The following is a 19,858-nucleotide window of genomic DNA, read 5'->3' as shown; positions in this document are numbered from 1 at the left end:
GGCAGTTGAACATTTCTGCGACGGGGAGTAACTTCACGACGTCAGGCCAGAAATCTGACGTTTTGCAAAGAGCTCAAGTCACCAGCTTGAGCTTTTTTGTGCCTGTTACTTTGGTCGCACCCAGCTCGGCGGTAGCGTGCGGGCGCTAGCTGGCCTCCTCTTCGATCAGGGCTCCTTGCGTTACGGTACGGGACGGCTCCAGCCGTTCGGTCAGGGCCTTTTCGACGTCCGCTAGTCGCGCAAGCAAGCGGCGGCGGTTACCCAAACGGTAAAGAGGCACCGGCAAAGTGCCGCGCTGATGCGCCTGCCGCACGGCACTGGCCGACGGGTAGCTCAGCAGGGTGGCGACTTGCTGTGTCGTGATGACGGCGATGCTCGTGTCGCCGAGCGATGTCGGAGCATCGAGGTGTCGATCTGCGCTACGGTAGCGCTCATGAACTCTCATGGGTGCTCGTTATGGCACAAGTTCATCTTGTAAGGTTGAAACAAAGATACGTTCCCAGATCGCCAAATTTTTTTTTGGCGCACCTGGAGCCTGGTGAACACCGGGGTGAGCCGAGTTCACCGCACCCGCTTGCCTGGCCGCTCTCTGAGCGAAGAAGTCAGCAAGGCCGGAATGCACTACGAGAGCAGTCTCGCGTCTTGGCTGCCTTATGCATCGCCGAAGAGATGAAGTGTGGAATCGGGACGACGACGAAGGCGATCGTTGCGGCTGCAGCTCGTGTTGACGTAAAACTTACGACGACCCAAGTATCGAACTACTTTGATGGCCGTAATGAGCCATCACGCAGCGTGGTCAATCCGCTCGCTGAGCGACTGGGTATGCCGGATCTTCGTGTGGTTAGCGAGTGGCCGTGGAAGCTGCTGACACCGTGGCAACTTACCTTGGGTGACGTCGAAGAAATATGTGCGCCACCCTACAGCACGGCATTTCAGTTGCCGAACGATCGCCTAGTGTCGTTCAACCGGCGAGGGCAGTCGCGTTGGCACGAACCCAAGAAATTCCAACTAGCGGGACGTTGCTTTCTCAGTGCTGAGGCGCCTGAGGTGTTCTGGCTACACGCGGCACGTGTACGAGCTGCGCTTGCGCTCAAAGACTATGAGTCCTTCAACGCGCATTATTTCGCGCTGATCAGCGCGCTGCCATCGATTGCACGGCATCGCGCCGTACGCCCTCACACTTCGATGTTGCTCTCATGCATAGGCATGCTGCTCGAGCACATTGACGCGCGTTACCGGTGGTTTAGGGTGAATTGGGACGCCGTAGCAGTCTGCCTTGCGACCGATCCATATGGGTCGAAGCATCAGGATGGAGACTGCGGTGAGGCAACGAGCCAAGATGGTAGTAAGCGTGGCAGTGCTTGGCGCATGGATGAGTGCGATAACGTGTTTTTCGATGTCTTCGACGGCAACCGCAGCGGCGTAGAGGTGGAGTATTCGCTCCGCGGAATAAATCCGTTCCATCCGACAAACCTCATCAGGGCCCTGCAACAGACGGGGTGATTTCGGCTTGTTACCTCGATTAGCAGGAATTCTTCGGTCTTGCTAATTTTAGCTGGCTCCAGCTAATTCAATAAAAACAATGTCTTGAGGCTGCGTGGGTGTTCCCTGTAACGACAGTTCTAACAGGCCGTAGGAATAGCCCGCTTACACCATCTATGGATGGATAGCACACCGGCTAAGCACATAAGGGTTTGATTGGTGGAGCCGCGTCCAGGCATGTGCCGTACGCGGCGATGCCCCCTACTCGGAGGTCATCGCTCATCTTCGGTAGCGGAGAGCTTGATCCACCGGCGTGAGCAAGTCATCTTCTTGCAGCTCCCATCGCGGAATAGCATCGGGTAGCAGCAGCATCCCGAGCGTGTAGGGGTAGTCGCCTTCAACAGCTAGTGCGTGCTCGATGAGATCCATTTCGTCCGGTTCCCGGCGGAACCACAAGTTGGCCTTCAACTTCGAGCTCTTGGGGCCGGACGCGGCATCCACCTGATTAAGGATGGACATCCCTGGCACCTCGATAGTCAGCTTCTTGGAGGCGAGGTACGCGCCAGATTTATAGGCGGCTGCGTTCGAACGCGCCCACAGTACATGCCCGTCGCGCGCGGCGAGGACAACAGCGCGTTTGGCGGCAATTTCAGTCCACTTCAGGGCTGCCGCCATCAGCGATACCCCGTATCGGTCCGCGCAATGTCGAAGCATCTCAATGGACGGCGGCTGCCCAGCGACTTGGCGACGGAAATCGTCCAGCGGCATGAGCAGGAAAGATGCGAAGACGTTGGCCTCAGTCTCGATCTCGCGCTCGTCCCAGTCGTGCATCTCCTCTGTCGAGCATCGAAAGCGATCCCGCAGTTCACGATGCAAGACGTAATGCCCCAGTTCGTGAGCCAGGGTGAAACGCACGCGCCCCGGGGACTGGATCCGACTGCTATAGCCAATCTTCCATTTCTTGCCGCTAGGGTGGCGTCCCAACAGGCCTTCCACGCCGTCGATGTCAAACGGTTCGATCTGTGTGATCGGGGCGTCCTTATAGCGCTGTCGGCTCAGTTCAAAAGCGAGGTTCTCTACGTTGACAGGAAATCGTTCGGGTTCTGGAAGCACGTGGAGCAGCCGAGAAAGGCTGTTTGCCTCCGCCATTGGCCGCTTGCGATCCATGCTCAGTCCTCGTCGTCCCACATGTCTAAGAACTTCTGGACCTTCTCTTTCCGCTTCGGATCAAGCTTTTTGTAGCGACGGAAAAACGCTTCGTCCAGCACACCTGCTTCTGGTTCCACCTCGGGTGACTCATCCAAGAGAAACTCGGTCGTCAACCCAAGTGCTGACGCAATCTTGATGAGTTTGTCGGCCGACGGATTGGCTTTGTCGCGGTTTTCCAGCTCCCACAAATACCCCTTGCTCGAGTCCGTGGCGGTCGCCAAATCCTCCAAGCTCATCTCCAACTGGGTTCGGCGGGCGCGGATCTTGTCACCGAGAGGCGAGGGCATGAGGGGCTCCTGGGGGATTGCTGATGATACGATATAACGAACAAAAGTATAGTTGTTGACAAAACGCAAGGGACTGGGTCACAGTTCTCTCCAGCGTTCGGTATTCAGGTACGGGCGCATACATATTTGGAGATACCCATGAGTACCCTTAACACCGAACAGGCCCCTTCCGACCCTTCCTCCCATCACCACCAGACCATCCGGGTAAACAACGAACTGGTACGGATCGTCGACCATACGCCGACAGGCCAGCAGGTACTGGCGGCAGCCAACTTGCGTCCTGAAATGGAGTATGCCTTGCTGCTCTGGCCGTCCACGGGCCCAACCCGGGAGGTCGGGCTGGAGGAGGTGATCGCGCTACCTGAGGATGGGCCGTCACTGGAGTTCCTGGCCATCCGGGCCGACGGGATCTCCTACTTCGTTCTGGATGACGACCGCTATGCGTGGGCCGGTCCGTTGGACGTTGAAGCCATCCGCCGGATCGGCCGAGTGCCATCCAACCGCCAGATCTGGCTAGAGCGGCGGGACGAGCCCGACCTATTGCTGCAACCGGGACAGGCAGTGGATCTCAGCGGCAGCGGAGTCGAGCGCCTATACACGCGCGTGCAGATGTGGCGGCTAGATGTCCAAGGCGAACCGACAGAATGGGACCGCCCCGAAGTGGGTGTCCGGGAGGCCCTGGTCAAAGCCGGCAGCGATCTGACCAAGGCATGGACGATCGTATTGAAGGTCAAAGGCCAGGAACCGCGGCAGGTTAGCCTGGAGGATGTCATTGATCTCAACACGCCCGGAATCGAGCGGCTGTGGCTGCGCCCTCGGCAGGTCGACAACGGCGATGCACCAGTTTTTCGCCGCGAGTTTGCCCTGCTGCCAAAGGACGAGGCATTTCTGACAGCAGCCGGGCACCACTGGGAGACATTCACGGACGGTGGCCGGCGCTGGTTGATCATCGATGAATACCCTTTGCCGAAGGGCTACAACCTATCCGTTTGCCGTCTGGCCTTGGATATCCCCCAGACCTATCCTGCCGCGCAGATCGATATGTTCTATTGCGATCCGCCGCTGTCGCTGCAAGGCGGTGCGGCTCCGGCCCAGACCGAGGCGCGCCAGGCCATCGCTGGCGCGTCCTTCCAGCGATGGTCCCGTCACCGTACCAGCAATAGCCAGTGGTCCCCGGCGCGGGACAACGTGTCCACTCATCTGGGTCTGGTCGACGAGGCGCTGGGCCGTGAGGTGGGGGCGTGATTCGGCCCCGTACGCTGGTGGTCCCAGGCGCCGTTCATCGGCGCCTGGAACAGCATTTATTCCCCGGAGATGGAAAGGAGGCGGCAGCGGTTCTGCTGTGTTCCCGGCTGGAAAACGACGGGCTGAAACTACTCGTGTGCGACGTCTTGTTCGTCGCTCATGAGCAGTGCGTGCGCTCGGCAGTGTCCCTCACTTGGCCCGGCGATTATCTCGACCGCGCGCTGGCTGCAGCAGAGACAGAAGATTTGTCCATTCTCCTGCTCCATTCGCACCCCACGGGCTTCTATGGATTCTCCCAAGTAGATTACCGATCCGACCAGGAGGTTGTGCGGTCGCTGATCGCCGGCGGCTCTGTTGACCGCTTGCGTGAGCCGTGGCACGGAAGCGCTGTCATGGTGCCTGGTGGTGCCATCAAAGCGCGCGTCTATGACCGCGCAATGCATTCCCATGCGATCGATCTCGTTGCCGCTTATGGCGACAACCTGAACTTCTACTGGGGAGAAGACCACGATCCGCGACCACGGCCGATGGCCTTCGGTGAAGCGATGAAGCAAGAGTTGCATCGGCTTAGTATCGCGGTGGTCGGCGTGTCCGGCACCGGCAGCATCGTGGCAGAGCAAGTGCTTCGGATGGGCGCGGGAGAAGTGATCGTTGTGGATTTCGATCACATCGAAGACAAGAATTTGAACCGTATTCTCAATTCCACACAGGCTGATGCGGCTGCGAAAGCGCTAAAAGTGGACGTCTTCAAGGCGGCCGCGGCCAGGATCAGCCCACAAACGCGAGTCCGCGCCGTTCCGTTGGACGTAAGCAAGCGTGAGGCGATCATGGCCGCTGCCCAGGCCGACATCATATTCAGTTGCGTGGATGGTCTGGAGGCGCGTCACATCTGCGACCGGCTGGCTAGTGCGATGCTCCAGCCCTTGTTCGACGTCGGGGTAACCATTCCGGTCAGGACGCCCTCTCGTGGCATGGTGATCGCCAACATCAGCGGCCGCGTCGATTACGTCCAACCTGGCGGTACGACGTTGGCGGATCGTGGCGTTTACACCCCTGAGTTGCTGGAAGCGGAATACCTTCGACGAACCGATCCCATAATGTATGCGGCGCGCGTCCAGGAAGGGTACATGCCAGGCGCTGGACAGGAGGCACCCGCTGTCATCTGCGTCAACATGCATGCGGCGAGTGCCGTGGTGCTGGAGTTCGTAGCTCGGGCTTATCCGTACCGACTGGATGGCAACGCTGTGTTTGCGCACAACGAGTTCGATTTAGCGGCCGAGGAGCGAAGCTGTGCGACGGATGGCGCGTTTCCGGCCAACCCCACTGGCTTGCTCGGTGCGGGATTACGTAGTCCCCTGCTTGGCCTGCCGGGCCTGGAGGATTGCCCATGATTGCGTGGTTGCAGGATGTACTGGAACGACTGGCAGCCTGGTGGTGTGGCGATCTTCGGGTACTTTGTGTGGAAGGGGACACCCTGCCGCTGAAAATCCCGCAAAAGCGCTTAGTCCACATGGTCGAGGATGATGTCAGTTGGTCGGTAGGGTTCACATGCCCTTGTGGATGTGGCGACGTGATAGAGCTGTTGCTATTGCGGATCGCGGAGCCACATTGGTCCTTGTCGGTCGATCGGTTTGGCCGTCCGACACTGCACCCCTCGATCTGGAAGAAGACCGGTTGTAAATCGCATTTTTGGCTCAGAAGTGGCCGTGTGGTATGGGCGGAGCCGCAGCCTAAACGCATCTGACTGTGTTGCCCAAGTAAGGGCGCGAGTTAGCCGTTACAGGTTCATCCATTGCCATGTTCCAATGCCTATGCTCGTGGCTCCAATCCATCGAGCGAACCCGATCAGGTCGACACTGCCGCTCGCAGCCAGGGTGAATTCCATAGGTTCGTCGGAAGCCCAAAACTCGTTAACAGTGGGTAGATTCGCCGCGGGATGAGCGTCATAGAGCGCTGTCGACTTCCAATCATAAATTGCCAAGGTGTTACCGCCACTATCTTCAAATACATAATTTCCTGACACCTTGCCATCACCGGTGGCTCCGGACGGTGGGCCGAACCGTTCGGTCAAGTGCAGCGGCACGACACGGATGGAACTCTGTATCGTCAGACCCGGCGCATGCTGACGGGAAGAAAGCTTGAACATGTTGGCATCCCCCTCCATTGCGGCACGCTGTTTTGGCTGCCTGGCCATCGCGGTTTCCTCCGTCAATCAGGGAGGCTGCAATGTGCTCCCGCGCCGTATCATGCCCTGCGACGGTTGGGAGCCAGCAAGGTGGTTGATCCATGACGAACAGCTATTCCATGGCGGCACTGCAGACTGAAATCACCCGACTGGTCTCACTGCTAGGGATGCTCTGATCTATTCCCCGTCTGAGGCATCATAGCGACGAGCCCCAGAAAGCATATCTCCGATGAAGCATCGTTCGTTCGCGTCGTTGAGTTTCGATGCCAAGAAGAAGCCAACCCGCCGGGAGAAGTTCCTTGGCGAGATGGACAAGGTCGTGCCGTGGGCGGATTTGTTGGCGCTGATCGAACCGAGCTATCCGACCTCCGGGCGTCGCGGTCGCCCCCCGATGGCGGCATCGACCATGCTGCGCATCCACTTCATGCAGCAGTGGTACGCGCTGAGTGATCCGGCAATGGAGGATGCGCTGTACGAGATCGAGTCGATGCGCCGTTTCGCCGGGCTGGAGTTGAACGAGGACGCGATCCCGGACGAGACGACGATCCTGAAGTTCCGCCGCTTCCTGGAGCAGCACGGCCTGGCGGTAAAGATCCTCGAAGCGGTCAACGCCCACTTGGGTCAGCAGGGTCTGTTGTTGCGCCAAGGCACGATCGTCGATGCCACGATCATCCAGGCGCCGTCGTCAACCAAGAATGCAGACAAGGCACGCGACCCCGAGATGCGCCAAACCAAGAAGGGCCAGCAATGGTACTTCGGCATGAAGGCCCACATCGGGGTCGATGTGGAATCAGGGCTGGTACACAACGTCACCACGACGCCGGCTACCAGGGTGCGCATAAGCGCGCACCCAAGCGCGGTCGCACGTGGTACATCGCGGCCAAGCGCGGCAGCGTCAAGACGATGCCCGAGGGCGAGTTGAAGGAGGCGGTCAAGCACACTGAACACATGAAGGCCGCCGTACGTTCCAAGGTGGAGCATCCGTTCCGCGTGGTGAAGCGTCGGTTCGGCTATGTGAAAGTGCGTTTCAAGGGACTGCTCAAGAACACGGCGCAAGTGCTGACCCTGTTTGCGCTGTCGAACCTTTGGATGGCGCGGCGAACATTGATGGCTTCGGCAGGGGAGGTGCGCCTGTGAGGCGGAAAATGGAGGTGATTCGGGGTGAATCGGCACGACGGTGGCGGCGACCCGCCTTCAAAGCCATCTTTTTGTCGTAGCAAGCCCAGCCTTTTCGCATGGCCGTATGAACGGCCATTTAAGGTTCAATAGATCAGAGCATCCCTAAGGGAGCCGCCCCTCGAACCGGATCGTAAATGGGTTCAGGACGGCCTTCCAGTTACTGATCGGAATCGTCCATTTCTTGCTGATTGATCGAAGCGCCAAGTAGAACGATTTCAACAGTGCCTCGTAGTTCGGGAACCAGCCACGGTTGCCTCGATTAGCAAGAATTCTTCGGGTTTGCTAATTTTAGCTGACTCCAGCTAATTCAATAAAAACAATGCTTTGCTGGCGCCTTGACGTCCCTGTAACTGAACGGGACAGTTTTAGCGGCTCGCATGAAGGCTTTGCAGCGCCGTGGGCAACAGTTCAGCAACAGTCGGATGAATATGCACGGCGCGGGATACCACGGTATACGGTGCTTTGGCGTACATCACGTCCAGCAAGCAATGAATGGCCTCGTCCCCATTCACTCCGAAGATCGCTGCACCAAGCAGCTCTTGCGTGGCACCGTCGACCACCGCCTTCATGAAGCCGACTGTTTCGCCGCGCTCGATGGCGCGCCCCACCCGCGACATGGGCCGAACACCGACCAGCACTTCACGACCGGATTGCCGTGCCTCCCGTTCGGTGAGACCGACCCGCGCCAGCGGCGGGTCGGTAAACAGGCTGTAGGCGGGGATGCGGTCGGAAATGCGACGCTGGTCTTGATCCAGCACATTCGCTGCGACGATTTCGAAATCGTTGTAGGCCGTGTGGGTAAAAGCCCCGCGCCCATTGCAATCACCCATGGCCCAGATCCCCGCTACATTGGTTCTGCACTGCTCATCCACCTGGATGTAACCGCGGGCATCGGCGACGACCCCCGCTCTGTCCAGGCCCAGGTCATCCGTATTGGGTTGACGCCCCACGGCGAGCAGCAAGTGTGTTCCCACTGCCTTCTCGCAAAGCTGGTTGCCTTCGGCCTTCACCTTCACTGCGCCGGCCTTTCCAGCCAGTGCGATGCACTCGGCGCCCAGATGAACGGTGACACCTTCGTCCTGCAGCAGTTCCAGAATGGCTTTGGAGATGTCCGCGTCCTCTCTTGGCAACAGGCACGTTGCCCGCTCGACGATGGTTACCTTGGAGCCGAAGCGCCGAAACATCTGGCCAAATTCCAGACCGATGTAGCTACCGCCGACGATGAGCAGGTGCTCTGGTAATTCGCGCAGACCCATCATCCCGGTGTTGGTGAGAAACGGCACGGAATCGATGCCGGGAAATGCCGGCACGGATGCACGACCGCCGACATTGATGAAAAACGATTCCGCCTTGATAAGGGTTTCGCCCAGACGCAGGGTTGTTGCTGAATCGAACCGTGCGTGCCCTTCAAGCAGGGTTACATTGGCCATGTTGCGTAGCCAGCTGTCGACGCCGTTGCGTGCCTTGCCGGAAATGCCTTGCGTGCGCTCCCATACCCGCTGCATGTCAACCTGTGAATCCGAGGCTTGCAGTACACCGTATTCATGCGCGCGATGCGTCATGTGCGCCGCATAGGCGCTGGCCACCATCGCCTTGGTGGGAATGCAACCGGTGTTGACGCAGGTGCCACCCACAAGCTTCCGTTCGATCACGGCAACGCGCTTGCCCGCCTTGCCCAGTCTCTCGGCGAGCGGCGGCCCCGCCTGCCCGGCACCAATCACGACCGCATCAAAATGCTGACTCATAGAACCTCCAGTTGTCTGGACGGTGCATAACGTCTTCAGGCAGTGAACTTGCCGAACCTCCAACGGGAAGTGTCGCTCTGGCCAGCAAATCAGTCACACACAACTTTGCGGTGAGATCGCTACGGCAGGCGGTCATTCAGCAGGGACGGGTACTCGTAATGAATGTGAAGTATCGACCTGTTCCGCACCCGACAACAGATCCCACACGCTATCCTCTTCGCCATCGGCCAGCAGTTCGTAAGCACTCCTGCCGCCCAGTGCACGCTGACGCAGGCACATCCAGTACGCCGCCCGTTGTCGACTGCCTACCTTCTCCAACAGCACTTGCACCAGCGACGCATGTCCATATTCCAAGGCTTCAAGCGCGCCAAGTACCAACGCGTCGCGCTGGGCATTGATGCGGGCAAGGTCATCGGCGATGTTCTGAAGCCGGATCTGCGGTTTGCGCATGGGTTGACTCCTGCTGCGGCCTTTGGAAGTTGGGATAGCCACTCGTACGGATTCAGTCGCGCCGACCATCGCGCACCGAGCGAAGGAACGTGATCACCGCTTCCGCACGGCCCAGCGCGACCAATTGTTCAGCCGTGAGATACCCAAGTTCGGTAATGCGGGTGTGGCGGTACCACTGCATCACCGCAGCCGGATCCGGCTCGATCTGTGCCGCCATCCGAAGTACAGCCAATGCCACCGGAATACGGCCGAATAGGGTGCTGTAATCACGCTCGCCGATCGGCGAAATCAGTTGATCGCGAGGATCGGCCAGATAGGCCGCGCACAACAATTTGCGCAAGGAGATATTGTTGCTGGAGCGGATCGCACGGCTGGCATGCATCGGTGTGCCCTCGTTTCGATACAACACGAGATTAGGTGTTGCGACGCTTGCGGGCTTTTCCATTCTTGCACTGACTTGACCCTTCCCTGCACTTCGATGCCACCACCACAGGCAGCTAAACGATCCATCCGGAACGGGTGTGATCAGGGCCGTCGTTGAGGCAACGCATGCAGTGGTCGCCGATGGCAAACTCTTGACTCTCGATCACGAAAGGTCCTCTTTCCTAGGAGTCGCGACCGTTAGAGCCCTCGGTGCTGCCGAAGATACCTACCTCTTTCGAGTATTCAGCGGTTTGGGGTGGCGCGCGATACTGGGCGGAACCATCAACGCCACTATCGCCATGCCGCAAACGGCTGAAAACGACCTGACCGGAAGTAGATCATGAGCATCATCAAGAACGCGATCGGTGTCGGGGTGATCGGTGCGAGCCCCTTGAACCCCGGGTGGGCGATGGCTGCCCATATCCCGGCCATCCAGGCCTTGCCGGACTATGAACTGCGCGCGATAAGCACCAGCCGACCCGAGTCGGCACGCGCGGCCGCCGAAGCTTTTGGCGTGCCAGCTTTCACTGACCCCGTCGATCTGATTACACATCCCGACGTCGATCTGGTGGTCGTCGCGGTCAAGGTGCCGCATCATCACGCCTTGATTTCGGCGGCCCTCGATGCCGGCAGGATGGTGCTCAGCGAATGGCCGCTGGGCAAAAATCTGGACGAAGCGATCGATCTGGCCGACCGCGCGCGGATGGTTGATGCAAGAACCGCGATCGGACTGCAGGCACGCTTCGCGCCAGCCGTCCGGCATGCCCGTACCCTGGTTACCGATGGCTATATCGGTGAGGTACTCGGCACGACCCTGGTCGGCTCCGGCATCGCCTGGGGCGGCGTTACCGACCGTGCACATGCCTACATGTTCGACGCCACAAATGGAGCATCGACGCTATCGGTGCCCACACTCCATGCGCTGGAAGCAGTGAACTTCGTGCTCGGCGATTTCGTCTCGGTGGCTGCTTCCACCGCCGTGCGGCGCTCGACTGTGCAGATAGCGGAAGATGGCCTCGAAGTTCCCGTCACCACGCCGGATCAGATTGCCATTTCGGGAACACTGGCGAGCGGTGCCATCGCCTCGATCTTCTATCGTGGCGGAGTTTCGCGTGGCGACAATCTACGCTGGGAAATCAACGGCACGGAGGGCGACCTGGTCATCACTTCGTCCGTCGGAAACCTGCAAGTTGCCGATCTGCTGCTGCTTGGCGGTTCGGGTAAACAGACAACGGTTGTGGGTCTGGAACTGCCCGAGAGCTATGCGCACGAACCGGGTGGCCTGTCAGGCGATATTGGTGCGAACGTGTTGCGCACCTACGCTCATCTCGCCCATGACATTCGCGAGGGGAGCCGGACGGTGCCGGATTTCCAGTACGCCCTGCGCCGTCATCGACTGCTCGCGGCGATCGAGGAGGCCAGTCGAAGCGGTTCGACGCAATATATCCGCGAGCCTGCGGTGGTGCTGCCCTAGCATCTGGCCTTCATGCGGAATACTGCACAATAATGGGGGTATAGGAGCATCAACCCGCCAGCAGCAGTCGACTGGGCCGGCGAGCCTACGCGGCCATACGGATTGTATGCGCAGCGTGTGGCTCCCTCCATTTCCTTCCAGCCGCCGCGAAGGGATGCCTGCATGAACACACCTTGTTCCGTATCGGCATAAATATCGCGGCCTTGGCGGAGATCCTTACCTGAAAACCTGTATCTGCACCGGCGCGCCGTGAGCCGCAGCGGTTCCAGGGACGATCACCAGATAGCGCCGATCCACCGCGGCATTACCCTCCTGCACGACCTGGCGGATCGGCCCCACTGCGTTGACGACGGCGGAGCCAGCCGGATTGGTCTTGAATGCCGCCAGGGGAACCAGAGCACCGGTGCCGTCCGCTCGCGTCGCCAAGGCGAGTACATATGGTTGCTTGGGCGGCAAGTCCGTGACTACCGCTTGAAGCACCTGCGTCAGGCCTTGATCAAACAGGGACACGCTGGTCGGTGCCTCGGCACTGCTAACGGTATGGCCAGCACGCGATGCAAGCATGAGATGCGTGGCTTGACCCGCCAGACCCAGCGGCTGGAGATTTTGTGTGCCCTTGCCGGCGGGCACCGCATCAGGGACATAGACCAGCGCTTGCGGTGCCTGTCCCACCGGGACTGTCGCAATGACCTTGTTGGTCAACGTATCGATGGCCGTCACGGCATCGCCGTTCTCCAGATCAACATAGATCCGCGATCCATCACCAGAAGGCCACAAGCCATGCGGAAGCTTGCCGACGGGTATAGTGGCGACCTGCTCGAAATCGTCCGTACGGTAGACCTTGACCTGGTTCGGACCACCAATCGTCACGTAGGCGAAGCTGCCCTTCGTTGTGCGTGCAAAATTCACATGGTTGGTGAGCGGTCCGGTATCGAGTGTCTTGAGCAGCGCGAACGGTGGGCGGGCGTCGAAGACCTGCACCTTGCCTATATCCTTCAACGTGAACCACACCTGCTTTCCATCGGGTGTCGCTGCGATGTTGGGGCAGAAAGGGCTTGCCTGTTTGACCCGGCCGACGATGGTGTGATTGGCGACTGCGATCACGTCTGTCTCGGGATTGAAAGACGAGCAGACATAGCCGTACTTGCCGTCCGGCGAGAAGATCTGCATGCCGGGTCCGGCCGGAACCTTGATCCGCGTTTTTTCCGCGTAGGTGTTGCCGTCGAGTACGTCGATGTAATCCTCACCTCGGATGGTGACCCAGACCTCACGACCATCCGGCGTGAAGAATGCCTCGTGCGGCGAGCGTCCCACATAGGTCGTGTGCTTCACGGCATTGGTGGTGGTGTCGATGAAGGTCACCGAATTGCTGCCGATCGATACGACCGCCAGCGTCCGGTGATCCGGGGAATACCCCATTCCGTGTACCAGCAGCTGCCCCTTGTAAAGCGCACTCAGGTTTCCGGGCAAGGGGTCTCCCAGGCGAATGACACCAAGCAATCGGTTGTCGACAGGATCCGTCACCGACACCGTATTGGAGAACTGCTCGGCCGCGTAGACGCGATCACGATGACTGATGGGAATGTCACGATCGCTTGCTGAGCCGGGAGCCTGACCCGCACGAGCGTACGGCAGTCCGGCAAGACAAGCGCAGGCGAGCAACGCCATGGAAAAAATCACGGATTTCATAATCGACTCCTCGTCCAAACTGTCTCGAACATGCATGGAGCCAACACCGCCGCATGCATTAGTGATCGGACACGGGTGGGGGCTGGGTGGGTGAAGCATGGGAGGGCGGAAGCGGCTCGCCGATCGCCAGGCGCATCGCGGCAATCTCCTGTTGCTGCGTCACGATGATTTCCTGCGCAAGCCGTCTGAGCCGTTCGTTGTGACCGTAGCGAAGCTCGGCCACCGCCATGTCAATGGCACCTTGATGGTGAGGCACCATCATCGCGACGAAGTCGTGATCGATATCGCCACTCGGCCGTACCGACATGCCATTCATCATCTTTGTCATGGCGGCATCGTTCGCCGCCAGGAACGGTGCCTCATGATGTGCCTTCGGCAAGGCTTGGGAAGCTGGAGTCCTCTCTCCTGAAGCGGAGTGCCCACTGCCGCCAGCCAACGCAAAAGTCGGAACGGCGCAAGCCAATGCGATGGACATGACCCGCGTCGCAACGCGAAGTCGCCTGGCCAGGAGATCTTCAGACGAAGAGGCCGATCCAGCTCTCCTTGATGTGAGCCGGCAACCCTCACACCCTTCTGAATTCGCGACAGACGGCAGCCGGAATTCCATGCGTGCGTGCACGCGTTCGGGATGAGAACCAGCGCTCATGTCTGCACGCCTCATTTGCTTCGGGCAGGCATGACCGCAGCGAACTCTTCGCGGCTTGCCGGGGCACCATCGATCATCTCGAAAATCTTCTTCGAATTGCCGAGGTTCTCCATCAGCGATTTCGGGCCAGCGAACGGGCGGCCGCCGATATGCCATCCATCCGTATGGAGCTCCTCGATAAGAACCCACACTACTTCACGGAAGGCTTCGGAACCCTCGTACTTCACCATCACTTCAGTGAGCTCCTTCGCCATTGCGTGCTTCTCTTCGCTGGTGAAGACGCCATCCACGATCTTTACGTTGACAAAGGGCATAGTCGTTTCCTCAGGTCATGGGCGACATGCGTCGCGCTGCTTTCTTCCGATCAATTGAGAGTTCCAAACCGCATACGGATGCTAGGTCGGTAGCGATGAAAACTATTGGATGATTTGCACATCAGTGGGTGACGTGATGGTGGATGCGCGGTCATTCCACCGAATGATCGAAGTGCATAGCCACGGCAGCAGACATCCCTCATGACTCTTTGGTAGTAGTGGCGCACCCATCCGAGTGGTGACGCGGCAGCACGTCGATCACATCTATGGTCGACGTGCCGGACAAGCAAAGCCCGAACAGCGGGTAAAGCTTTCCTGAAAAACCCTTCCGCTTACGCCAGTTGCGAGATGTCGCCATGCCCGATAGAAAGTGCCTCGACAACCTGCATGCTGAAACGGGTGGAAAGAGGTTCCAGCGCAGGCCACCCGCAGCTACCTCGCATCGAAGAGCCGGCCGTCATCGCATCGAGACGTGCGCAGGGGAAGATATCGCCGACCCAGTCATCCCGGATGGGTCATTGCCGTATTGGCTTCGTCGAGGTGACGATCAAGGGTGTTCGCTTCTGTCAGCCCCGGTGATATTGCGCGGTATCGGTACCGCGTCGGCAGACGTGCCCGACCAGCCGACGTCCGCATCTTTCCAGGCCAGGGCATACGGCTTGGCAACCTGGCAGATTCACAAGGCGCAGACGTTGTTGGCTCACGCCTTGGACGAATATTGTCCTGTATCGCATGCCGCAGCCGCATGCAGGTTGTCGAAAGGACATTTTGCCCGCCTGTTCAAGGAGTCTGTTGGCCTGCCGCCGCATCGCTGGCTGACAAGGCAACGCATCGAAGCGGCGAAGACGATGCTTCGCGATACCGACTTTCCTCTCAGCGAGATAGCACTGGAATGCGGCTTCTGTGAACAGGCGCATATGTGCCGGGTATTCAGGAAATGGCTTGGAACCACTCCAGGAGCGTGGCGCAAAAGCGTGGTTCCCGACTGCGCTGATGCCTCGCCTGGAACAGCAGCTCATCCGGGCCACCGGAACTGATCCGCAAGTCGCCATTCGATTGGCTCACCGCCGGCTAGCGCCTCTGCTCGAAAGGAGGATCGCGCTTACCTTGGAGCTGCCTGACGAGCGAATATTTCCGCTCCGACGTGGTGCGAAACCTTACCTCTTTCGGGTGTTGGTCAGGCCGATGCAGCCCGTGATACTTCGCGCACCCGGTCAGGAAAATCGTCGACCGCCGCACGCACCGCGAGGATTCCCCCATGCTCGATTGGCAGAACTACCGCAAACAATTGATGGGCCGCATTGGAGAGATCGGCAAGCTCAGCCCCGACACGCTCGTCGGCTACCAGACCTTGTCCAAAGCCGGCCACAAAACCAGTCAGCTGGATGCGAAGACGCGCGAGCTGATCGCACTGGCCGTAGCCGTCACCCGTCAATGCGATGGCTGTATCACGGTGCATACCGCCGAGGCGCTGAAGCACGGTGCATCGCGCGAAGAGATTGCCGAGGCACTCGGTGTCGCGGTGGCGCTGAATGCCGGAGCGGCAATGGTCTATTCATCCCGGGTTATGGACGCCGTGGAGGCATATGGCGCCACGTAAATTCACCGATCCGGCGCGACCACCGAGGAGAACCGCATGCGTGCTTTTCGAACGATTCCCGCCGCGTACTTCGGCATGGTGCTCGGTATGGTCGCACTCGGCAGCGCGTGGCGTGCCGGCGCTGCCTTATGGGGACTTCCTGACATGGTCAGCGAAGTCATCATGGTGGCCGGTGCCCTGATCTGGGCCACGATTACCATCGCCTATCTCGGCAAGTGGTGGTTTGCTCGTGCGGACGCACTGGATGAGCTGCACGATGCCATCCAGTGCTGTTTCATCGGTTTGCTTCCGGCCTCTACCTCACTCATGGGCATCGTGTTGGCACCGCATGCGCATCGTATTGCAGTGGCAGCACTCACAATCGGTGCAGCCGGGCAGCTGGTTTTCGGGGTTTTTCATTCTGGTGGCATGTGGCGTGGTGGGCGTGATATCGCCATGAACACGCCCGTGCTGTTCCTGCCAACCGTGGCAGGCAACCTGATCAGCGCCATCGTTGCCGGTGTGCTCGGCTTCAGCTCCTGGGGGCTGCTGTTCTTCGGCATCGGCTTCTTCAACTGGGTCGTCATGGAATCGGTGATCCTGATGCGCCTGTGGATGGGGCCGCCGCTGGCCGATCCATTGCGCCCCACGCTGGGCATTCAACTGGCACCGCCCGCGGTCGCCACGGTTGCGTGGCTTGCCAACACGCATGGTTTGCCTGATCCGTTTGTGCAGACAATGTGGGGCTATGGGCTGTTTCAGTTGCTGATGCTGGCACGGCTGATACCGTGGGTCGTTCATCAACCGTTCGCACCGTCCTACTGGGCTTTCAGCTTTGGCGTCACCGCCATAGCGATCGGTGCCATGCAGATGACGTTGCGCGGCGTCCAAGGGGCCATACCGCTGCTGGCACCAGCCGTCTTCATTCTGGCCAACGCCGTAATGGCAGTACTGGTAATCGGCACGCTGATCCGCTTGCTGCAGGGGCGACTTCTACCGCCGCATGCTGCCGCGCCGACGCTTGCGAATACCGCAACACCTCATCAATAAGACGCGATCCGCATATTCATCGCATGTCTCACTGCAGTGGAGGCAGCTACCGATGACCGGTACCCGCGAAAGTGTCAGATGGTTTCGCTTTCGCGCAGCGTCAGCGGGCTTTGCAACGCGAACCTGGCGATCTCGTCCTTGCGCATGAAGGAAACACCGGGCCTGCTCTTGGCATAGCGGATGAATTCGTCCCAGACACTGACCATCTGCGGCGAGCCGCTGATGCGGTCGTGGGCGCTGATCGACATCATGCGTCGGCGTGCATCTGCTTCCCGGTATAGCTCATCGAAGTCACGCTTGACCTGTGCCAGGAACATATCCGGCGAGTAGTTGCGACCTTCGACCAACAGGATGTCGTTGTTGCGCAGGGTATAAGGTACAACTACAAAGTCCATGCCGTTTACCTGCTCGATAAAGGGCTCATCGCGGCTCAGGTCGTCGATGTGATAGCTGTAACCAAGCTTCTGCAGTAGCGAAAGCGTATGAGGCCCACGGCGCAACCAGTTGGCGTTGTAGCCGCTCGGCCGCTGGCCGGTGATTTCCTCGACCATCCGCGTGCCATCGGCAATGAAATGCTCCTCCTCTTCTCGACTCATCGCATACTGCGAACGCCATTGCGGGCCATGCGCTGCCGCTTCATGGCCGCGCGCAACGATCTCACGCGCCAGGTCCGGGTGCTTTCGGGCGGCCTCGCCGATCATGTGTGAGGTCACCTTTACCTCATGCCGATCCCACAGATCCAGCATGCGCGGAATACCCTCCCGATAGCCGTAGGCGAACCAGGTATTGGTCGCCGGATCGGACGGTACGCTATCGGGAAAATCGACTGGAGGAAACGGACTGTCGGTACCTTTGGGAGGCTGGCCGCCGGCTTCGAACTGCATCGAGATCGAAATGACCAGGCGGGTGTTGTCGGGCCAGAACGGCCCTGTGGTGGATGGCGTGAACATGAGATGTTCCGTTTCGGCAGTTGAGTGGGAAAGCGGCGCGTACCGTGGGGTGATGCCGACGGCCACTCCGCCGGCCTGAATCTGTAGCGGATATAGCATCCCGGGTCATTCACCATATCCCCGGAAGGCCCGACACTGCCGATCCTGGAGATGGCAAGCCAGATGGCGATTGACTTGATTCTTCGCGAGTCCCGGACTTCCCGCTTACCGAAGCGGTCACCCGCCTGGACAGGTCAGCGAGCTCGATGGCCAACTCGCTCATTTCAGGATAGCGACGAAGCATCGCCTCCACGTCGTTCTGCCGCACCGTCACCGATCCGTCCGGCATCTGCATCACGAGGACCTTCAGGGGAATCTCGATCAAGGCACTGGGATTGCGCTTCAGAATGCGCACCACATACCTTGGATGAAAGAAAAGCAGCTGTCTCGATGAGTCGATCCGAAACCCGCCACGCGCCAGCAGCATCTGGGGGTTGATCTCGTAAATCACCCATAGATCGGCATCCGCGATGGCCTGCCGAAGTCGCTGCAGCGTTTCCTCAAACGTGAAAGCCGAAGTCAGGATGCGTTGGAATCGCGGCCGGCTCGGGGTGGCGTAGACCACCAGCTCATCAATCATTGAATCGATCCATCCGGTGAAATGGTGCACATTGCAGACCAGCTTGCGGATCTCCGGTGTGTCCGCGATATGGCGCTGCATCGAAAGAGCGGTTGGCCGCTTGCAGGCGGATTTCGTGGGCAGCCCACGCGCCGAATACGGCCGCCCCTGACGCGACCACCGCTACTTCAGGCCGTCATATACAACCCTGACAAACGTCGCGGGATTGATGATGGAGCCACCCCATCTTGCGTCGTATGCCGCCGTCGGTTTGGCAGCAATGATCTCGTCGACCGACAACCCCTTGCTCTTGAGCGCAACAATTTTTTCGCGGGTACTCTTGAGCATGTCCCGGAATGCGATCAGGTCGGCGCGTGTGGCCACAGGCCCGTGACCTGGCACGATGACGGTCTGGTCGTCGCTCATGCCGATGAGTCGGCTATCAACAGCGATCGTTCCATCGATGCCACCACCTTGTTGGTCATCGATGAAGGGATAGACGCCATTCCAGAACACGTCTCCGGTGGCGATGACATTATTTTTTTCGAAATAGACGACGATATCGCCATCCGTATGGCTGGGCTGGATCGGCATGACATGGATTTTCTCGTTGTCCATGTCGAACGTCTTTTCAGTGGTGATCAGAATGGTCGGTCGCCCGTTCGACGGCACGGGTGCAAAGGTGTGGTTCCACGCATCCACGCGGGTACTTTCGCTCAAATGCTTCAGCGTCTGTGGCGTGGCAATGACGGCAGCACCGCCATCACGCAGCCACCCATTTCCGTCGGCGTGATCCCAGTGCCAGTGGGTATTCACCACGTATTTCACTGATTGTTTGCCGATATCGGCCAGATCCTTACGGATTCTTGTTCTGGAAAGGGCGATGCCGGCATCGACAAGGAATTTCCCGTCCGGACCACTCAGGACCGTGATGTTTCCACCCGAACCTTCGAGCGCGTACATGTTGCCGCGCAGGTGATGCATCGGCACGTTGCTCTGCGCCGCGGCGTGATTGATGACCTCGAATGGGCCAGTCGCCTGAGCAGGCGAACGTGCGGAAGAGATCAGCGCGATCAACAAGGCGACGGTGGCCGCGATACAGCGTTTCGATCCTGTCAGTGTTGAATGCATGTTGGCTTCCTCTGATGAGCGCCGGGTTGGCGTTTGGCATTGCGCGAACACCGCATATCGCGGAAAGCAATCAAGGGAATGTTTCGGCATGTATCCATGGGCCGTACAGAGGTTTCATGCCGATCCGTGCACAACGGAGTCAGCCCCAGTTTGCGTTCGCAAGGAAAGGCTAAGCCGGTGTCTTCGAAAGTTATTGGACGTTCCGCAGGTCGATGGAGCAAC

21 protein-coding genes and 2 pseudogenes are annotated in these 19,858 nt (G+C 59.2%); 9 read left to right on the top strand and 14 right to left on the bottom strand.

Going from position 1 to position 19,858, the window contains the following annotated elements; all coding sequences use genetic code 11:
• Positions 1-145 precede the first annotated feature (145 nt).
• A complete protein-coding gene (locus UU7_RS00595; protein WP_007804354.1) occupies positions 146-445 on the bottom strand; it encodes a hypothetical protein in 300 nt (99 codons plus the stop codon).
• A 197-nt stretch (positions 446-642) separates the two neighbouring features.
• Here UU7_RS00595 and UU7_RS18175 point away from each other — a divergent pair, with 197 nt between their 5' ends.
• Positions 643-1,503, top strand: a complete 861-nt coding sequence (locus UU7_RS18175) for a hypothetical protein (RefSeq protein ID WP_157581782.1) — start codon at positions 643-645, stop codon at positions 1,501-1,503.
• Positions 1,504-1,761: 258 nt separating this feature from the next.
• On the opposite strand, the gene UU7_RS00585 is transcribed toward UU7_RS18175, so the two are convergent.
• Positions 1,762-2,649: an ImmA/IrrE family metallo-endopeptidase gene (locus UU7_RS00585; RefSeq protein WP_040672617.1), complete on the bottom strand. Its 888-nt coding sequence runs from the start codon at positions 2,647-2,649 to the stop codon at positions 1,762-1,764.
• 2 nt (positions 2,650-2,651) lie between these two features.
• Positions 2,652-2,978, bottom strand: coding sequence for a helix-turn-helix domain-containing protein (locus tag UU7_RS00580; protein WP_007804352.1), 327 nt, complete (start codon positions 2,976-2,978; stop codon positions 2,652-2,654).
• A 138-nt stretch (positions 2,979-3,116) separates the two neighbouring features.
• On the opposite strand from UU7_RS00580, the gene UU7_RS00575 reads away from it, so the two are divergent.
• The 3 genes from UU7_RS00575 to UU7_RS17525 are packed head-to-tail and all read left to right on the top strand — an operon-like array spanning position 3,117 to position 5,967.
• Positions 3,117-4,223 carry a multiubiquitin domain-containing protein gene (locus UU7_RS00575; RefSeq protein WP_007804351.1) on the top strand — a complete coding sequence of 369 codons (1,107 nt, stop codon included), beginning with the start codon at positions 3,117-3,119 and terminating at the stop codon, positions 4,221-4,223.
• Complete coding sequence (locus tag UU7_RS00570) at positions 4,220-5,614, top strand: ThiF family adenylyltransferase (RefSeq protein WP_040672616.1); 1,395 nt, start codon at positions 4,220-4,222, stop codon at positions 5,612-5,614. The genes UU7_RS00575 and UU7_RS00570 overlap by 4 nt, the downstream gene beginning before the upstream one ends.
• On the top strand, positions 5,611-5,967 hold the full coding sequence (locus UU7_RS17525) for a ubiquitination-like system serine protease family protein (RefSeq protein ID WP_083845896.1): 357 nt from the start codon (positions 5,611-5,613) through the stop codon (positions 5,965-5,967). Before UU7_RS00570 ends, UU7_RS17525 begins: the two co-directional genes overlap by 4 nt.
• Positions 5,968-6,000: 33 nt before the next feature.
• Here the strand turns inward: UU7_RS17525 and UU7_RS18170 are convergent, their stop codons facing one another.
• Positions 6,001-6,369: a hypothetical protein gene (locus tag UU7_RS18170; RefSeq protein ID WP_157581780.1), complete on the bottom strand. Its 369-nt coding sequence runs from the start codon at positions 6,367-6,369 to the stop codon at positions 6,001-6,003.
• A 268-nt stretch (positions 6,370-6,637) separates the two neighbouring features.
• Between UU7_RS18170 and UU7_RS00565 the strand changes: the two are divergent.
• Positions 6,638-7,545, top strand: a pseudogene (locus UU7_RS00565) (IS5 family transposase).
• A gap of 144 nt (positions 7,546-7,689) precedes the next feature.
• On the opposite strand, the pseudogene UU7_RS18895 reads toward UU7_RS00565, so the two are convergent.
• The 4 genes and pseudogenes from UU7_RS18895 to UU7_RS00545 all read right to left on the bottom strand — a co-directional run.
• Positions 7,690-7,839 (bottom strand): annotated as a pseudogene (locus UU7_RS18895) (IS256 family transposase); the annotation flags it as partial.
• A 113-nt stretch (positions 7,840-7,952) separates the two neighbouring features.
• The gene (locus tag UU7_RS00555; protein WP_007804347.1) at positions 7,953-9,332 is read right to left on the bottom strand and encodes an FAD-containing oxidoreductase; all 1,380 of its coding nucleotides are present in this window, start codon (positions 9,330-9,332) and stop codon (positions 7,953-7,955) included.
• Positions 9,333-9,464: 132 nt separating this feature from the next.
• Entirely contained in the window at positions 9,465-9,782 is a 318-nt protein-coding gene (locus UU7_RS00550; RefSeq protein ID WP_007804346.1) for an antitoxin Xre/MbcA/ParS toxin-binding domain-containing protein, read from the bottom strand.
• 52 nt (positions 9,783-9,834) lie between these two features.
• Positions 9,835-10,227, bottom strand: a complete 393-nt coding sequence (locus UU7_RS00545; protein ID WP_238530867.1) for a hypothetical protein — start codon at positions 10,225-10,227, stop codon at positions 9,835-9,837.
• A 318-nt stretch (positions 10,228-10,545) separates the two neighbouring features.
• On the opposite strand from UU7_RS00545, the gene UU7_RS00540 reads away from it, so the two are divergent.
• On the top strand, positions 10,546-11,679 hold the full coding sequence (locus UU7_RS00540; RefSeq protein ID WP_007804344.1) for a Gfo/Idh/MocA family protein: 1,134 nt from the start codon (positions 10,546-10,548) through the stop codon (positions 11,677-11,679).
• Positions 11,680-11,895: 216 nt separating this feature from the next.
• Here the strand turns inward: UU7_RS00540 and UU7_RS00535 are convergent, their stop codons facing one another.
• From UU7_RS00535 to UU7_RS00525, 3 genes are all read right to left on the bottom strand, one after another.
• Positions 11,896-13,368, bottom strand: coding sequence for a YncE family protein (locus UU7_RS00535; protein ID WP_007804342.1), 1,473 nt, complete (start codon positions 13,366-13,368; stop codon positions 11,896-11,898).
• 58 nt (positions 13,369-13,426) lie between these two features.
• Positions 13,427-13,843 carry a DUF305 domain-containing protein gene (locus UU7_RS00530; protein ID WP_083845895.1) on the bottom strand — a complete coding sequence of 139 codons (417 nt, stop codon included), beginning with the start codon at positions 13,841-13,843 and terminating at the stop codon, positions 13,427-13,429.
• A gap of 182 nt (positions 13,844-14,025) precedes the next feature.
• Positions 14,026-14,328 (bottom strand): tautomerase family protein, encoded by a 303-nt coding sequence (locus UU7_RS00525; RefSeq protein ID WP_007804338.1) that lies wholly within the window; start codon positions 14,326-14,328, stop codon positions 14,026-14,028.
• Positions 14,329-14,987: 659 nt separating this feature from the next.
• On the opposite strand from UU7_RS00525, the gene UU7_RS18865 reads away from it, so the two are divergent.
• The 3 genes from UU7_RS18865 to tehA all read left to right on the top strand — a co-directional run bounded on the left by UU7_RS18865 (position 14,988) and on the right by tehA (position 16,957).
• Positions 14,988-15,365 carry a helix-turn-helix domain-containing protein gene (locus UU7_RS18865; protein WP_007804336.1) on the top strand — a complete coding sequence of 126 codons (378 nt, stop codon included), beginning with the start codon at positions 14,988-14,990 and terminating at the stop codon, positions 15,363-15,365.
• Between the two features lie 221 nt (positions 15,366-15,586).
• Positions 15,587-15,928 (top strand): carboxymuconolactone decarboxylase family protein, encoded by a 342-nt coding sequence (locus UU7_RS00520; RefSeq protein ID WP_007804334.1) that lies wholly within the window; start codon positions 15,587-15,589, stop codon positions 15,926-15,928.
• A gap of 36 nt (positions 15,929-15,964) precedes the next feature.
• Positions 15,965-16,957, top strand: coding sequence for a dicarboxylate transporter/tellurite-resistance protein TehA (gene tehA / locus UU7_RS00515; protein ID WP_007804332.1), 993 nt, complete (start codon positions 15,965-15,967; stop codon positions 16,955-16,957).
• A gap of 74 nt (positions 16,958-17,031) precedes the next feature.
• Here tehA and UU7_RS00510 read toward each other — a convergent pair whose 3' ends face one another.
• From UU7_RS00510 to UU7_RS00500, 3 genes are all read right to left on the bottom strand, one after another.
• Complete coding sequence (locus UU7_RS00510; RefSeq protein WP_007804330.1) at positions 17,032-17,907, bottom strand: polysaccharide deacetylase family protein; 876 nt, start codon at positions 17,905-17,907, stop codon at positions 17,032-17,034.
• 109 nt (positions 17,908-18,016) lie between these two features.
• Positions 18,017-18,607: a DUF302 domain-containing protein gene (locus UU7_RS00505; protein WP_007804328.1), complete on the bottom strand. Its 591-nt coding sequence runs from the start codon at positions 18,605-18,607 to the stop codon at positions 18,017-18,019.
• A gap of 81 nt (positions 18,608-18,688) precedes the next feature.
• Positions 18,689-19,636 carry an MBL fold metallo-hydrolase gene (locus UU7_RS00500; protein ID WP_007804326.1) on the bottom strand — a complete coding sequence of 316 codons (948 nt, stop codon included), beginning with the start codon at positions 19,634-19,636 and terminating at the stop codon, positions 18,689-18,691.
• Positions 19,637-19,858 lie beyond the last annotated feature (222 nt).

This window comes from Rhodanobacter spathiphylli B39 (assembly GCF_000264295.1).
Classification (GTDB): domain Bacteria; phylum Pseudomonadota; class Gammaproteobacteria; order Xanthomonadales; family Rhodanobacteraceae; genus Rhodanobacter; species Rhodanobacter spathiphylli.
Note: the sequence above shows the minus strand (reverse complement) of the source record. Positions and strands in the feature narration are given on the sequence as shown.